Raw genomic sequence first — 15,368 nt, 5'->3', positions numbered from 1 at the left:
TTTATTTTCCAATTTTTAAATTAAATTTAAGCAACTTTTTGTGGTTTATGTGTGACATCTCCACGTCCCGCAAGTAAACCATCGATAGAGATATCTTCATCAAGACAATCCCAATGAATGCCTCTACGACTCAACTCATAGTTTTCTAATTCACTTTGGGTAGCATGTAATAATTTAGGAAACCACACTAAGGGTACACCCAAAATACGCGCATCATTTAACTCCACCCACATAGTGTTTTCATCAAAGCGAATGCTTTTAGCTGAAATAGTCATACCACGCCTCCGTGAATTGCGTTCTATGTGTTTCAACAATAACAAAAATTTCTTTTAATTCTTTTGAATTAAATCCATCGTTTCTTGCTAAAGAAATATCGGATTCCAACCAAAATTTTGCTTCCGACTCCGCGTTGCGCACATGAATATGCGCAGGCTCAAGAGGATTTCCTTCATTAGAGTAAAAGAAAAAAATATAGCCTTTAAAACGTAAAATAACTGGCATATCTACCCTTTAAAAAAGCCTTTCGCTGTGTTTACATCCCGTTCAATTTGTTTTTTTAAAGTGTCAAAAGACGGGAATTTAATCTCGTTTCTAATCTTGTGGCAGAATTCCACTTCCACTATTTGGCCATAAATATTCTGAGAAAAATCAAATAAATGAACTTCTAATAATTGCATTAATCCATTTATAGTTGGGCGTTTTCCAATGTTTGCCGCGCCGTTAAAAATTTCACCAGATTTTAACCGCACTTTTACAGCATAAACACCTTTGATTGGATTGACTTGTCTATGCAAACGAATATTTGCCGTTGGAAATCCTATTGTTCTACCTAACTTATTACCATGGATCACACGTCCGAAAATACGATAAGGTTTACCGAGTAAATTTTCTGCAAGTTGTAAGTCATCATTCGCTAATGCTTCGCGAATTGCAGTGCTACTAATTCGCTGTTCATCTAGACAAAAACTACGGTTATCTTCAACAATAAAACCGAAATGCTTACCTGCTGCTTGCAACATTGCAAAATTGCCTTGGCGTTTTGAACCGAACTTGAAATCATCGCCAATGCTTAAAAATTTCACATGTAGATGATTAACAAGCGTTTGTTCAATAAAAACATCGGCTGGTTGCTCAGCAAAAGTGCGGTCAAATTTCGCCACAATTACGACATCAACCTTGGCCTTTTCTAGATAATAAATTTTGTCACGCAAACGCATTAAGCGCGCTGGTGCATTTTCTCCCATAAAATATTCACGAGGCTGTGATTCAAACAACAATACCGCCATGGGTAAATTTAATTCGTCAGCTTTTTGGCGCAAATGACGGAGGACCGCTTGATGCCCTAAATGCACACCATCAAAGTTGCCGATCGTTAGCGCACAACCTTGTAAAACACGATTTGCATTATGAAGCCCGCGAATTAATTGCATGTCCTTATCCATGAAAATAAGAGAATTTCGGCATTATAGCGAGAAGTTAGTTTTTTGTCAGCAAATGGTGCTTTCGAACGCCTAATAAAATCAACGTTGCGCCATAAACTATTGCGGCTAATACAATCAACCAAACAAGCCAATAAACACGCATGAAGAAATCCATTTTCGCCCATTGGTTGATTTCAGGCACGTAATACCAAACTGCTGCGCCCATTGCGATTGCTGCCAATAAAACTTTTCCAAAAAAGACCGCACTTTTACGTGAAAAATGATAGACATCCGCTTTGGCTAAGCCGCGATAGAGTAAATAGGCATTAAGGGTTGCCGACATTGCTGAAGCAATAGCTAAACCCACATAACTGAAAGGAATCGCCAATAAGTTAAACCCCATATTACTCACCATGGCAATAATGCCGATTTTTACTGGCGTTTTGGTATCTTGGCGGGCGTAATAGCCATTGGCGAGGATTTTAATCAACATAAAGCTAAGTAAACCCGCATTAAATGCCCATAAAGAATAAGAGGCGGCATGAACATCATTTAGAATGAAATTTCCACGCATAAATAGCGTAAGTAACATCGGTTGAGCCAATACTGCAATACCAATGGCTGCGGGAACGCCAAGTAGTAAAATCATTCGCACGCCCCAATCCATTGTATTACGAAAATCAACCGCACTTTTAGCTGAATCGCCTTCACGATTAACATGGTGACGAGCAAGTGTTGGCAAAATTACGGTAGAAATAGCAATACCAAATAAACCGAGAGGAAATTCCAGTAAGCGATCGGAATAATACAACCAGCTAATTGAACCTGTCATTAAAAAGCTTGCAATCACTGTATCCAGCAAAAGATTAATTTGACTTACCGATACACCAAATAACGCAGGGATCATTAATTTGCGGATTTTAGTTACGCCTTCATCCCGCCAAGCCCATTTGGGTTTCACCAGTAAACCGGCTTGTTTCATAAATGGAATTTGAAATAAGAACTGTAATAAGCCGCCTAGAAAAATACCGATAGCCAATGCAAGATCTGGATTATCCATTTGTGGTGCAAGGAAAAGTGCGGTGGCAATCATCGCTATATTTAATAACACGGGTGAAAAGGACATCACGCCGAATTTCCCAATCGTGTTAAGCACAGCTCCAGAAAGGGCTACAAAAGTGATAAACCATAAATAGGGAAAAGTTATTTTAAGAAGAAGAGAGGCTTGTTCAAATTTATGTGCATCAGGCCCATCATTCATCCAATCGGTAAACCAGCCCATCCCAAATAAAGCAGCAACGACAGGCGAACCAACCATCGCGAGGATCGTAACAATACTCACCAATCCTCCAAGGGTACCAGAAACTTTTCCAATAAATTCTCGGGTTTTATTAATATCACCAGATTTTTGATATTCTGCGAGAACAGGGACAAAAGCCTGTGAAAAAGCCCCTTCAGCGAATAAACGACGAAGAAAATTTGGAATACGATTAGCAAATAAAAAAACGTCCGCCGCAGCACCTGCACCAATGAGATGAGCGATAACTACATCGCGCACAAGACCTAACACTCTTGATAATAAAGTCATAGAACTAACAACAATGCTAGATTTTAAAAGTCGTTTACTCAAAATATTCTTCTCTACCCTAAAATTTTTGCCTAATTGTATAGAAATTTTGTTTTTACGCTATATTCCGTGAAAAAAAACTGATAAAATCCGCCGCACATCGTTTGTGTGAGCCCATATTGAAAGAGCTTGTAAAAATAACGATACTTACTTTCGGTTGTGTCTCACCGAAATCAACACAAATTTTTCATTGACAAAAGTATAAAAAATCGGCATATTGACGCCCTTTATTTTGTCTATCAATCAACAGAAATTTTAGGAGTTTGACCTTGGCTAATATCAAGTCAGCAAAAAAACGCGCGGTTCAATCTGAAAAACGCCGCCAACATAACGCAAGCCAACGCTCTATGATGCGTACTTACATCAAAAAAGTATATGCTCAAGTAGCAGCAGGTGAAAAAGCAGCAGCTGAAGCAGCATTCGTTGAAATGCAAAAAGTTGTTGACCGTATGGCTTCTAAAGGCTTAATCCACGCTAACAAAGCAGCAAACCACAAATCTAAATTAGCTGCACAAATCAAAAAATTAGCGTAATTTTTAGCTAGAAAGAATGAAAAATAAAACCGCACTTTAAAGTGCGGTTTTTCTTTATCTTGATATGATATTACTTATCGCCTGATAGATCTTTCTTGCATCATTTCCTGAAAGTGAATGCCCTTTTTCATCAGAGATAACCATTGAACTTTGTTTGCCATGATCCGAGATTTGCATATTGTAAATACCGTTATCTATTTTGGGGGATTCGATACCTAAGCGTAGCCAGTCTTCTTTATTTAAAGAGGAATATTTCAATTCGCGATATCCTCTGCCAGAGGTTTCAGATTTAATCGCAAAACCCACTTTAGGTAAGGCATAGCCTAATTTTTCCCATGCTTGGTTAAATGTCGTATTCATTGCTAAAGCGATTTGACCATTTAGATCTTGAATAATGTGTGATGAAATAGCCCCGACAGAAGCGTTAGACAAATCTTGCTGTTGTTTTGTATAAGCTGATGTTAATGCATATATGAGACGATTCAGACGATCAGAGGTATAACGCTGTTTTTCAGACACACTTGGTGTGAAGATGATACCATCACGACGTGTTTGTAACACCGATACGGCAAGTGCACTAGAACGGCGATCGGTAACATGCTCTATTTGATATTTAATTTCGACATTTTTATCTCCAATACGATCAGTTGGTGACCAATCCGTCGTTAAAACACTATCCTGAACAGTGGATGAAATATTTTCTTCTTTCAGTAGACGTTCAACTTGCTTTAAATTATAGATGCTTGTTTGTTCTTCTGGATATACTATAAGGGCTCGTTCACCGTCAAATTGTGTTAATGAATTTTGAATAATTGCTAATGGTGTTGATGGTGGACGGATATCGATATTTTCCCCTTTTTTGAAGGCAATATTAGGTAATGCATAAGTGTTGTCTGCAACAGGTAAGTTAACGCCTCCTGTTGCTAATGGAGAGAAACCTGGAATACTGGCTTCTGATTTTTGGAATGTATCATTAGCGGTTTTTAGCTTTTCTGGATCAGATGAACAACCACTTAGCACAACAATTGCAGCCAAACCTAATATTATTTTTTTCATGTTTAGAATCCTATAAAATAAACGAAAAATCAATAATACTTTTGCGATAATAAAAATATGGGGACAATGTTCTGCCCCTTATTTTATTTATAATAATCCCGCAAATTTTAATGCTTCTTCTACTTTGGGTTGAACGTTTTCGCTTAATATGGTTAGCGGTAAACGTAAGTGAGGAGATTTAATTAAACCTAAACGATAAGCTGCCCATTTAACTGGTATTGGATTGGATTCAATAAATAAATCATTGTGTAAGCGTATCAGGCGAGCATTAATTTCTTCGGCTTTAGTAAAATCACCTGAAAGTGCATAACGACACATATCAGCCATATCTTTTGAGGCAAGATTATTAGTAACGGAAATAACCCCTTCAGCACCTAATTTCATTGCTTCTAAACTAGTTGCATCGTCGCCACTTAAAACAATGAAATCTTGACCAGCAAGTGCTTTAATTTTTGTTACACGACTTACATCGCCTGTTGCTTCTTTAATACCTACAATATTTTTAATCTGGGCTAAACGAGCAACTGTTTCAGGTTTCATGTCACTACCAGTACGTCCTGGTACATTGTAAAGAATTTGTGGCAGATCGGTACATTCAGCAATGGCTTTAAAATGTTGGTACATACCTTCTTGAGTCGGCTTATTATAGTAAGGAACGACAGATAAACAACCAGCGACACCACTATCGCGTAATAATTTTGTCATCGTTATTGCTTCACTAGTAGCGTTTGCGCCAGCCCCCGCAATAATTGGAATACGTCCTTTCGCAAATTCTACTGTCTTCTCAATAACCTTTACATTTTCTTCAATACTTAATGTGGCAGATTCACCGGTTGTTCCTACAGAAACAAGCGCATTAGATCCGGCATCAATATGATGCTCAACTAATTTTTCTAAACAAGCAAAATCAATTTCGCCATAGTTATTCATTGGTGTGACAAGAGCCACAATACTGCCAGAAAATAAAGGATTTTGAGCTGACATAGAACCTCCGTTTATCTTTTCGATTTTATTATTTGGTATAGCTCTCTATAGTCGCTAAAATGGCTTGAATTTGCAAATCTTTTTTTTCAAAGGAGTCTTTTATGAATAGATTGATTGCGGGAAACCAAGCACCGGCTTTTACATTATTGAATCAACAAGAAAGTCCTATTTCTTTAAGTGATTTTAGGGGGAAAAAAGTGCTTGTCTATTTTTATCCTAAAGCACTTACCCCAGGGTGTACGAGTCAAGCATGTGGATTACGTGATAGCAAGTCTGAGTTAGATGAATTAGGGCTTGTTATATTGGGGATTAGCCCAGATATGCCGAAAAAATTGGCGCAATTTATTGAGAAAAAAGCACTTAATTTTACGCTACTTTCAGATCCTGATCATCAAGTCGCAGAAATGTTTGGCGTATGGGGGGAGAAGAAATTTATGGGAAAAACCTATGACGGTATTCATAGAGTCAGTTTTTTAATTGATGAAAATGGAAAAATTATGCATGTATTTGATAAATTTAAAACTACAGTTCATCACCAAGTTATCGTAGATTATCTTAAAAATCTTTAAACCTTTTTCAAAACTTACCGCGCTTTATGTAAAGTGCGGTAAAAAAGCATTATTTTTTAGTTCCATATTTACGTCTAATCCTAGCTTTGCTAAAATTCTCTACAATTGAAATTCATTCTCAATTATATTTCCAATAAAATTCTCAAATAATAAGGACAGAAAAATGTTACAGCTTTTTGATTTTTTACAACAATACAGTGATTTTATCATTATTGGTTTACTGCTACTGATGAGTGTGACGATGTTAGCAATGGTAACCGAGCGTTATATTTTTTTACGTAAAGTTAATGTTGCACATTACTCAACTATTCATGAGTTAGATATTGATTTGAATCGTAACATGACCACGATTTCAACAATTGGAGCTAATGCGCCTTATGTTGGATTACTAGGAACGGTTATCGGAATTTTGCTTACTTTTTATCAAATTGGCCACGGTGGTGGTGATATTGATGCAGGCATTATTATGATGCATCTTTCACTTGCGTTAAAAGCAACAGCATTAGGGATTCTCGTCGCAATTCCTTCTATGGTATTTTATAACGGTTTAGGACGTAAGGTAGAAGTTAATCGTTTGAAATGGAAAGTGTTAAACGAACCAAAAGATAAGGAATAGTCTGTGAAAAAATTTGATGAAATCAACATTATCCCTTTTATCGATATTATGTTGGTGTTACTTGCTGTCGTCTTGATTACAGCATCATTTATTTCTCAAGGTAAAATTCAAGTAAATGTGCCAAAGGCGAGTACTGCTGTGGCATTCAAATCTGATGATCTCGCTAAATTATTAACGGTTACAGCGGATAAACAACTCTATTTTAATGATAAACCTATTTCGCAAGAGGCTCTTGAGGCTGAGGTTGCACGCTGGAATAAGGATCAGAAAGTCACCTTGAAGATTGATGCAGAAGCATCTTTTCAGGATTTTGTAACAATCACAGATATGCTTGCTAAAAATGATATTAAAAATGTTGCGATTGTTTCAATGAAAGACAAAGGGCAGGGAAAAAGTGGCCGGGCTCCCGTCTCTACTCAATCTATTTCTACCGCACCTTAAGGAATCATTATGCAGCAAACAAAACGTTCGCTCTTAGGTTTGCTAGTTTCTTTATTGGTACATGGCATTATTGTTGGTTTACTTTTATGGACTTGGAATAAACCAAGTGATAGCGCCAATAATGCTGCAGGAGACATTGCAACGAGCATTTCTATGGAAATGGTGCAGGGAATGGTTATGGAAGAGCCTGCACCTGAGCCTCAAAATATGCAGAAAGAACCTGAGCCGGAGAAGAAAGAGGTTGTGGAAGATCCCACAGTGAAGCCTGAGCCTAAAAAAATTAAAGAGCCAGAAAAAGAAAAGCCTAAGCCTAAGGAAAAGCCTAAAGAAAAACCAAAGGATAAACCTAAGAAAGAGCTTAAACCTCAAGATAAGCCTATTAATAAAGATTTACCAAAGGGTGATAAAAATATTGATTCTACTGCGAATGCTAATGCAAAAGCGACAACAACGAGTACAGCTAATAGCAATGCTCAAGTAGCTGGTTCAGGGACTGATTCGAGTGAAATAGCCGCTTATCGTTCAGCAATTCGCCGTGAAATTGAACGTCATAAACGTTATCCAACTAGGGCAAAAATGATGCGTAAACAGGGTAAAGTCAGCGTATCCTTTAATGTTTCGGGTGACGGTTCATTAACTGGTGCACATATAACTCAGTCATCCGGTGATGAAAGTTTAGATAATGCGGCGCTTGATGCGGTGAATAGTGCGAGCCCTGTTGGTGCAAGACCTGCTGGATTTCCTTCGGGATTAAATGTGCCGATTAGTTTTACGCTTCAGTAATAAAAATAAAGGTATATAGGACAAAATAAAAGTGCGGTTAAAATCAATGAAACTTAACCGCACTTTTATTCTGACTAGAAAATAGTTAGATTGTTCTATTACCTAATGTGCCATCATCAATTGCTGCTTTGGGTGTACCGATGACTTCAGCGATTTTATCTCCATTTTTAAAAAAAACAAATCCGCCATTTTCCATTTTTGTCCAGGTTTCATCTTTGGTAAGTGGAAAGGTTGTAATGATGTTTACCTTATCGCCCTCTTTCGCATAATCGCTAAAATCAATGACGCCGTCGTCATCAATACGATGTGCTTTTCCAAAAGGCGCTTTTCGCATTAAATAATGCAGGTTAGTGGAGCAGTGAGCAATCATCCATTCACCATTGGATAAAATAAAGTTGAACGTACCGTGTTGAGCTAGCTCTTTTGTCACTTTTTGAATTGCCTCAAAAACTTCCATTTCGCTAGGTTTTTGGCGGTAGGTATTTTTGAGATATTCTGCTAAATAACAAAAAGCAGCCTCAGAATCAGTAGAACCAATAGGTTGTAAAAAGTAGTTACTCATATCAGGTAAATTTTTTAAATTACCATTATGCGCAAATACCCAGTTCTCCCCCCAGATTTCACGAATGAAAGGATGGGTGTTTTCGATATTAACATCACCTTGAGTTGCTTTACGAATATGAGCAATAACGTTTAGTGATTTAATCTTGTATTGTTTGACGCAATCTGCAATAGGCGAGTTACTTGCAGGATGATTATCACGAAAAACACGTACGCCACGCCCTTCAAAAAAAGCGATACCAAAGCCATCAGAATGGCAATCTGTTAACCCTGCACGACGACGAAATCCCTCAAAAGAAAAGACGATATCCGTTGGTGTGTTGCAGTTCATTCCGAGTAATTGACACATAGTTTAGATATATAACCCCATAATATGTATTGATTTAACACCATTATAGGGGGGATTTCAAGAGAAGTGCGGTGAATTTTTATAATAAAACGTTACATTTTATTACTTATATAACTTATGGTACATTTGTCGTAATTCTGACATTTCATATAGCTTTGTTTTAGCCGCATCAAGTTTGCCTTCTTTAGCTAAATTAGAGGCCTCTGTGGCTACATCAATCACTTTTTGAATACCTTGTTGATAACCAGGAAATTGAGATTGATCTCCGTTCCATTTTGTCGGCATGGTTACTTTTGAGTGTTCGGCAGCATTAATAAATGCGCTTATGTTATTTTGGAATTCTTCTGATGAAGAGGCTTTTGATGCTAATACTAAACGTTGGGACATAATCATCATTTCGTCACGAAGATTAATAGGATTTGTTGCAAAAGTGGAAGAGGCAAATACAGCAAGGCCCATAAACGCAAAAAATTTTTTCATTTGTATACCCTTAAAAAATAAAAGATAGCAAAAAGCCGCTAAATTTCTTTAGCGGCTTTTTAGAATTTGGCTCCTCCTGCGGGACTCGAACCTGCGACATATGGATTAACAGTCCACCGTTCTACCGACTGAACTAAGGAGGAAATGGTGCCTCGAGGCGGAATCGAACCACCGACACGGGGATTTTCAATCCCCTGCTCTACCGACTGAGCTATCGAGGCGTTATCATTATCGGCTGCTGCCTGACAACGGAGCGTATTAAACTATTTTTTCGAGAGCCGGTCAATAACTAAATTTAAAAAAAATGAAAAAACTGTTTTGTTTGGATAGTTAATCATCAAAGTGTTTATTAAAACAACTAAAATTTATAATTTGCTTATTTATTTTACAATCATCTTTTTATAAAAAAATGCTCGTTGAAATGGTTCAACGAGCATTTAGTTATGATTAAAGGGCTGTATTATCGTCTTACGCGGAATTTTTTCTGTGCTTGATCTACTTTTAATAGGTAATTTCGTGCTTGAGCAGATGGATGAGCGGTTGTCAGAATGCGGAAAACTTGTTCCGGATACATTTGATTGATTTTATAAATCGCTTCATCTTTATCATTATCAAATACACGTAACACCGCACCTGCACCACTATTATAAGCAGAAATCATAGCAAAGCGTTTTGATGTTGGATTGGTAATTCCATCTAAATATTGGTTTTGAAGAAGCCATAAATAAGAGACGCCCGAATCAATATTATTTGCTGGATCGTATAAATAACGCTCTGATGGCTGCCCACTTTTCCCTTTCATAGCAAATACATCACGGCCCGCAGTGCGTGGAACAACTTGCATTAAACCAATAGCATTTGCATAGCTAATTGCATAAGGGTTAAAGCTTGATTCTGTTTGCATAATACCTAAGATCAGACTTTCATCAATGCCATAACGTTCAGATGCTTTACGAACTAATGGTAAATATTTCTGAGCGCGGACTTCCACGTGGTTTGCAATCATAGGAATTGCAACAAATTGCACGGTATGACCATTTTGTAGGCGGCGTGTTTGTAATTTATTTTGGATCAAATAAGTTGCAAAATTACTTGCAATAAATTGGTTTGCAATTTGCTGGCCTTGGTGGTCTACCACCTGTCCTAAAAGAAACGGACGAGAGCTAATGGGAACGTCACCTGAGGCAAATAAATCAATCCCTTTTGCATCTGCTCCCATTAATAACGTATGAACAATTGCATTATGTAAGCGATTAAGGTCTTGTTGTGTTTCAATGACAATATTACCTTCATCGAAACTTACGTGGCTACGTGTATAAAAAGAATCGGTATATTTTACGTAATCTTTACGGCTGGCAACTAATAATTCATTTACACCCCAAATACGATCAATATTATGTGAGAATTGTCCAGTAAGAATGTCTAAACCTTGTGTATCTTTTGCAAAGGCTTCATCGTAATTAATACTGCGGTTCGGAGAGTCGCTACAAGCATATAAAAAAGGCAGTAATGCTAATAATAAATACTTTTTCATTGTGTTACAGGCAATTAATTTGATGGTGGAACATAACCTTCAATATGCACATCTTTTCCTTCAAACAAAAAATTGATCATTTCTTGTTCTAATAATTTACGATGCTCGGTATTCATCATATTGAGTTTTTTTTCATTAACCAGCATTGTTTGTTTTTTAATCCATTCTCCCCAAGCCTGTTTGCTGATTGAATCAAAAATACGTTTTCCGAGTTCACCAGGATAGAGCTGGAAATCTAAACCTTCTGCTTCTTTTTTAAGATATTCACAAAATACTGTTCTTGCCATAATGATTCCTTACAAATTGAATTAAAAGATTTTTTACCGGTTGAGCAAGCCCGATCTGTTCAGGATTTTGCGGATCATACCAATATTTGACCGTACTGGATAGATTTGATTGATATTCTTTTGGATTTTCCGAGATTTTATGCCAATCATCATTTTCTTGTTCAATATGTAAATTATCATTAACTTCTGCGTAAATTGGGTGAATATCTAAATGAAAATGACTAAAAGTATGTCGAAAACTTGGCCAGGCTTGATAATGGGAAATACCTTCTTGTATGAGGTGGTTCAATAACGTTGATTTATCCTCAAATTGAGGAAAGCAAAATAATCCTCCCCATAACCCCGAATTTTCTCTTTGTTCTAACCAAACTTTTCCTTTGTTTGATAATATTAAAAAATAGGTTTCTTTTTCTGGTATGGTTTTTTTAGGTTTTTTATTTGGAAATTGCCCCCAATTTTCATGTTTATTCGTCAAACAATCCTTATTTAAAGGGCAAAGTTCACATTTTTGTTTTGTTCGTGTGCATACCATTGCACCAATATCCATCATCGCTTGGTTAAAGTCAGCAACGCGTGTTACAGGCGTGACTTGTTCAGTTAAATGCCACAGGTAATTTTCCACTTTTTTTTCACCCGTCCAGCCTTCAACTTCAAAATAGCGGGCAAGTACACGTTTTACATTACCATCTAAAATGGGGTAAGGTTGATTTAAAACGGAAGATAAAATAGCACCCGCTGTGGAACGCCCTATGCCAGGCAATGCCCATACTTGTTCAAAATTAGTTGGAAAATTCCCATTAAATTCATCCCGCACTTTTTGGGCTGCTTTATGTAAGTTACGTGCGCGCGCATAATAGCCTAAGCCTGTCCATAAATGTAAGACTTCGTCTTGTGATGCATTAGCAAGTGAGGTAATAGAGGGAAATTTTTTTATAAATTGTTTAAAATAAGGTATAACAGTGGCTACTTGTGTTTGCTGTAGCATTACTTCAGAAAGCCATACGCCATAGAGCGTTTTATCTTGTTGCCAAGGCAAATTCTTACGCCCGAATTTGTCGTACCAAGCCAAAACAGATTTAGCAAAAGAAGTATGTATTGAAGATTGTGCTTGCATAAGGAAAAGTTTTGTTAAGGATGTTTTTGATTCTACACTAAAATGGGGCTTGTTTATCTATGTTTTTTCAGTATAATTCACAGCCTATTTGGTGCCAGATATGGCGTATTATTCACTCACGCGGTGTAGGGAGAAAGTTCTTATAGCGGCGTGGCTTCATTTTGAGGTTTTCTATGAAACAAGGTATTCACCCAGAATATAAAGAAATCACGGCAACCTGCTCTTGCGGTAACGTGATCAAAACTCGTTCAACTTTAGGCAAAGATATCAATCTTGATGTGTGCGGTAACTGCCACCCATTCTACACAGGTAAACAACGTGTTGTAGATACTGGCGGTCGTGTTGAACGCTTTAACAGCCGTTTCAAAATCCCAAGCACAAAATAATTTGAACTTGCTTCGAAACCCTGCCAAATGGTGGGGTTTTGTTTTATCTAGAGAACGTATAAAATAGTTAAATCTAAATTGAATAAGAAATACCTATGCATACCAATTATGTTATAAGCCTTTCATCTGCTTCTCAACGTCGTGAACATATCATCAAAGAATTTGGTAAACATCATATTCCTTTTGAGTTCTATGACGCTATAACCCCATCAGAGTGCCTTAATCAACTCATTCAAACTTATTTGCCAAATCTTGCTCATGCTAAACTTTCAGAAGGGGAGAAAGCATGTTTTATGAGCCATTATATGCTATGGAAAAAATGCATAGATGAAAACCTTCCTTATATATATATTTTTGAAGATGATGTATTGCTAGGTGAAGATGCTTATTCATTTTTAGCTGAAGATGAATGGTTAAAGGAACGATTTACTTCAGATGATAGCTTTATTTTGAGATTTGAAACTTTTTTGAAACCAGCCAAATGTGAAAATGTAAAGATCTCATCATTTAAGAGTAGGTTAATTTTAAAATTAGTCGAAGAGCAGTATGGATTAGCTGCATACGTTATATCCAAAAATGCAGTTATCAGTTTGTTTAGGCAAATGTCCAGGCTTACATCGGATGATATTGATGCGATTGATATTTTGGCATTTAGAGATTTTCTGAATTTAGATAATGTATATAGTTACCAAATTATACCAGCTATAAGTATTCAAGAATTACAATGGAAAAAGAGTAAAAGTGTTTTATATAGTCAGTTAGAAGATGAACGTTATAAAATATTAAAAGATAATAAAGTTAAAAATTCAAAGAAAACATTAATAGAACATCTCTTTCGATTAATAACCAAACCTAAGAGACTCTTATATAAGAGAAAGAGAAAAAAATATATAGTACCATTTAGATAGATTATGTTTAGTAATATTAAATTAGTTAATAAAAGATTAGATTTGATTATTAATCATGATAATAATCATAATAATATAGTATTCTCATCAGATTTTAAGTATTCTAAATATATCGGTGTGTCAATATTATCAATTTTAGAGAATAACATTCATGAGAAGTATAATTTTCATATATTTGTTAATGATATTGATATATTAGATTTAAACAGAATAAGATTATTGCCATATAAAAATATAAATATTTTCTTTTACTGGTTAGACGATAGTATTGTTGAGGGGTTACAAACAACTCAACATTTTTCAAAAGGTATGTATTATAGGCTGCTTATCCCTTATATTTTACATAGGAAAGTAGATACTTTTTTGTATTTAGATACAGATGTTATATGTGTTGGAGATATATCTGAAATATTTTCTACCAATTTATCTAAAAAGGTTGTAGCAGCTGTAGCTGATACAATAGAAGAATATCATTTATATAGGCTATATGAATTAGGATTTAAAAAAGAATCAACATATTTTAATTCTGGAGTAATGTATATAAATACTAGTGAATGGGTTAATAATAAAATCACAGAGAAGTTTCTTAGTTTAATTGGTATGAGTTCTTATGTTTATCCAGATCAGGATGTACTGAACCTGATATTAAATAATAGTTCTGTTGTATTTTTATCAGAAAAGTTTAACTACCAAAAATGGTTAAAACTATCTAGGGAAGATTTTTATGAAGAATGTAAATTAGTTTCTTTAGTCCATTTTATTGGACCTCATAAACCTTGGTCGATATCTGGCTACAATAGAATCTATAATTATTATAAAAGTAGATCATTTTGGAAAAAGCAAGAATTTGAAAATATTGATACAACATTAGGGTTAAAAAAAGCATCTAAATGCTTTTGGAAGGATGGTAATAAATTTATTTCAGTATGGTATCATGTCAGATATTTAATAAGAAAGTTAAAGAGACTAAAATGAAAAAATTGCCTATCTATATTATTAACCTAGAAAAATCTACTGATCGTAAAGCTTATATGCAGGCTCAGTTTGATCAATTATTTTTGGATAACACAGAACAGGCTATTCATTTCTTTAAGGCAATTAATGGAAAAGAAAATCCGAATCACCCCTTATTTCAACGTTATAACGAGAAGAAGAGACTGAATGTGAAAGGGTATCCACTCACACGCAATCAACTAGGGTGCTATGCTAGCCATTATTCAATGTGGGAAAAATGTATTGAGTTAGATAGTCCAATTATTGTGTTGGAAGATGACGCTAAGTTTAAAGATAATTTTCTAGACGTGCTTGATTTTATTAATAGTGAGAAAAATACCTTTGAGTTTTTCTGGCTACAGCCTGATCGTTTAAAAAATAAAAGAAAATTAGTGGCGGATTTTGGGCATTTCTCTGTTTATCAATTTAGTAAAGGTTTTATTGGGGCGACAGGTTATTATTTAACACCTAAAGCGGCTAAGAAATTTTTAGCGCAAAGCCAAGAATGGTATTTAACTGTAGATGTGACAATGGATCGTTTTTTTGAAAATAAAGTCCCACCTTATGCAATTGTACCGTTTTGCTTAGAGGCTGATTATGAAATTGAATCAACTATCTTTGAAAAGCAGAAGAAAGTCAAGACATTAAAAACAGTGATTGCAAGAGAGTTATTTAATATTAGTACCAGTATTAAAAGGAATATTTATAATTTGTTGCATCCATAAA

Annotated in this window: 20 protein-coding genes and 2 tRNA genes; 9 read left to right on the top strand and 13 right to left on the bottom strand. The window is 35.8% G+C overall.

The features are described 5' to 3' along the window. Positions 1 to 26: 26 nt before the first annotated feature. Genes KKW16_RS05265 through murJ form a run of 4 tightly spaced genes read right to left on the bottom strand, consistent with a single transcriptional unit; the run spans position 27 to position 3,051 of the window. The gene (locus tag KKW16_RS05265; protein ID WP_005639170.1) at positions 27 to 275 is read right to left on the bottom strand and encodes a DUF2442 domain-containing protein; all 249 of its coding nucleotides are present in this window, start codon (positions 273 to 275) and stop codon (positions 27 to 29) included. Then, positions 259 to 501: a DUF4160 domain-containing protein gene (locus KKW16_RS05260; protein ID WP_106013899.1), complete on the bottom strand. Its 243-nt coding sequence runs from the start codon at positions 499 to 501 to the stop codon at positions 259 to 261. Before KKW16_RS05260 ends, KKW16_RS05265 begins: the two co-directional genes overlap by 17 nt. A 2-nt stretch (positions 502 to 503) precedes the next feature. After that, a complete protein-coding gene (gene ribF, locus KKW16_RS05255) occupies positions 504 to 1,430 on the bottom strand; it encodes a bifunctional riboflavin kinase/FAD synthetase (RefSeq protein WP_215768010.1) in 927 nt (308 codons plus the stop codon). A gap of 46 nt (positions 1,431 to 1,476) precedes the next feature. Next, the gene (murJ, locus tag KKW16_RS05250) at positions 1,477 to 3,051 is read right to left on the bottom strand and encodes a murein biosynthesis integral membrane protein MurJ (RefSeq protein WP_215768009.1); all 1,575 of its coding nucleotides are present in this window, start codon (positions 3,049 to 3,051) and stop codon (positions 1,477 to 1,479) included. Positions 3,052 to 3,317: 266 nt separating this feature from the next. Between murJ and rpsT the strand changes: the two genes are divergently transcribed. Continuing rightward, positions 3,318 to 3,581: a 30S ribosomal protein S20 gene (rpsT, locus tag KKW16_RS05245; protein ID WP_005548279.1), complete on the top strand. Its 264-nt coding sequence runs from the start codon at positions 3,318 to 3,320 to the stop codon at positions 3,579 to 3,581. A 54-nt stretch (positions 3,582 to 3,635) separates the two neighbouring features. On the opposite strand, the gene bamC is transcribed toward rpsT, so the two are convergent. After that, positions 3,636 to 4,637 (bottom strand): NlpB/DapX family lipoprotein, encoded by a 1,002-nt coding sequence (gene bamC, locus KKW16_RS05240; RefSeq protein ID WP_215768008.1) that lies wholly within the window; start codon positions 4,635 to 4,637, stop codon positions 3,636 to 3,638. 87 nt (positions 4,638 to 4,724) lie between these two features. After that, entirely contained in the window at positions 4,725 to 5,621 is an 897-nt protein-coding gene (dapA, locus tag KKW16_RS05235; protein ID WP_048952704.1) for a 4-hydroxy-tetrahydrodipicolinate synthase, read from the bottom strand. Between the two features lie 101 nt (positions 5,622 to 5,722). On the opposite strand from dapA, the gene bcp reads away from it, so the two are divergent. The 4 genes from bcp to KKW16_RS05215 all read left to right on the top strand — a co-directional run bounded on the left by bcp (position 5,723) and on the right by KKW16_RS05215 (position 8,030). Beyond that, positions 5,723 to 6,190 (top strand): thioredoxin-dependent thiol peroxidase, encoded by a 468-nt coding sequence (gene bcp / locus KKW16_RS05230; RefSeq protein WP_048952705.1) that lies wholly within the window; start codon positions 5,723 to 5,725, stop codon positions 6,188 to 6,190. Between the two features lie 163 nt (positions 6,191 to 6,353). After that, complete coding sequence (gene exbB, locus KKW16_RS05225) at positions 6,354 to 6,806, top strand: TonB-system energizer ExbB (protein WP_048952706.1); 453 nt, start codon at positions 6,354 to 6,356, stop codon at positions 6,804 to 6,806. Between the two features lie 3 nt (positions 6,807 to 6,809). Further along, the gene (gene exbD, locus KKW16_RS05220) at positions 6,810 to 7,247 is read left to right on the top strand and encodes a TonB system transport protein ExbD (RefSeq protein WP_065265468.1); all 438 of its coding nucleotides are present in this window, start codon (positions 6,810 to 6,812) and stop codon (positions 7,245 to 7,247) included. 9 nt (positions 7,248 to 7,256) lie between these two features. Continuing rightward, positions 7,257 to 8,030: a TonB family protein gene (locus KKW16_RS05215; RefSeq protein ID WP_048952708.1), complete on the top strand. Its 774-nt coding sequence runs from the start codon at positions 7,257 to 7,259 to the stop codon at positions 8,028 to 8,030. Positions 8,031 to 8,115: 85 nt separating this feature from the next. Here the strand turns inward: KKW16_RS05215 and KKW16_RS05210 are convergent, their stop codons facing one another. The 7 genes from KKW16_RS05210 to mutY form a co-directional block, all read right to left on the bottom strand. Continuing rightward, positions 8,116 to 8,940 carry a class II glutamine amidotransferase gene (locus KKW16_RS05210; protein ID WP_048952709.1) on the bottom strand — a complete coding sequence of 275 codons (825 nt, stop codon included), beginning with the start codon at positions 8,938 to 8,940 and terminating at the stop codon, positions 8,116 to 8,118. Between the two features lie 102 nt (positions 8,941 to 9,042). After that, the gene (locus KKW16_RS05205) at positions 9,043 to 9,420 is read right to left on the bottom strand and encodes a cytochrome b562 (protein WP_048952710.1); all 378 of its coding nucleotides are present in this window, start codon (positions 9,418 to 9,420) and stop codon (positions 9,043 to 9,045) included. A 67-nt stretch (positions 9,421 to 9,487) separates the two neighbouring features. Continuing rightward, positions 9,488 to 9,563: transfer RNA gene (locus KKW16_RS05200), tRNA-Asn, on the bottom strand. 2 nt (positions 9,564 to 9,565) lie between these two features. Next, positions 9,566 to 9,641, bottom strand: a tRNA-Phe gene (locus KKW16_RS05195). Between the two features lie 239 nt (positions 9,642 to 9,880). Beyond that, positions 9,881 to 10,954 (bottom strand): membrane-bound lytic murein transglycosylase MltC, encoded by a 1,074-nt coding sequence (gene mltC / locus KKW16_RS05190; protein WP_048952711.1) that lies wholly within the window; start codon positions 10,952 to 10,954, stop codon positions 9,881 to 9,883. 14 nt (positions 10,955 to 10,968) lie between these two features. Further along, on the bottom strand, positions 10,969 to 11,241 hold the full coding sequence (locus tag KKW16_RS05185) for an oxidative damage protection protein (protein WP_048952712.1): 273 nt from the start codon (positions 11,239 to 11,241) through the stop codon (positions 10,969 to 10,971). Next, positions 11,219 to 12,355, bottom strand: coding sequence for an A/G-specific adenine glycosylase (mutY, locus tag KKW16_RS05180; protein ID WP_215768007.1), 1,137 nt, complete (start codon positions 12,353 to 12,355; stop codon positions 11,219 to 11,221). The genes KKW16_RS05185 and mutY overlap by 23 nt, the downstream gene beginning before the upstream one ends. A 173-nt stretch (positions 12,356 to 12,528) precedes the next feature. Here mutY and rpmE point away from each other — a divergent pair, with 173 nt between their 5' ends. The 4 genes from rpmE to KKW16_RS05160 all read left to right on the top strand — a co-directional run bounded on the left by rpmE (position 12,529) and on the right by KKW16_RS05160 (position 15,367). Continuing rightward, on the top strand, positions 12,529 to 12,741 hold the full coding sequence (rpmE, locus tag KKW16_RS05175) for a 50S ribosomal protein L31 (RefSeq protein ID WP_005625828.1): 213 nt from the start codon (positions 12,529 to 12,531) through the stop codon (positions 12,739 to 12,741). 95 nt (positions 12,742 to 12,836) lie between these two features. Further along, positions 12,837 to 13,649: a glycosyltransferase family 25 protein gene (locus KKW16_RS05170; protein WP_048952714.1), complete on the top strand. Its 813-nt coding sequence runs from the start codon at positions 12,837 to 12,839 to the stop codon at positions 13,647 to 13,649. Between the two features lie 3 nt (positions 13,650 to 13,652). Beyond that, complete coding sequence (locus tag KKW16_RS05165; RefSeq protein WP_048952715.1) at positions 13,653 to 14,624, top strand: glycosyltransferase family 8 protein; 972 nt, start codon at positions 13,653 to 13,655, stop codon at positions 14,622 to 14,624. Continuing rightward, positions 14,621 to 15,367, top strand: coding sequence for a glycosyltransferase family 25 protein (locus tag KKW16_RS05160; protein WP_048952716.1), 747 nt, complete (start codon positions 14,621 to 14,623; stop codon positions 15,365 to 15,367). Before KKW16_RS05165 ends, KKW16_RS05160 begins: the two co-directional genes overlap by 4 nt. Position 15,368: the final 1 nt, after the last annotated feature.

Origin of the sequence: Haemophilus sp. SZY H8, assembly GCF_018829755.1 — a bacterium.
Classification (GTDB): domain Bacteria; phylum Pseudomonadota; class Gammaproteobacteria; order Enterobacterales; family Pasteurellaceae; genus Haemophilus; species Haemophilus haemolyticus_K.
The sequence above is the reverse complement of the archived record's forward strand: the minus strand, read 5'-3'. Positions and strand labels throughout refer to the sequence as shown.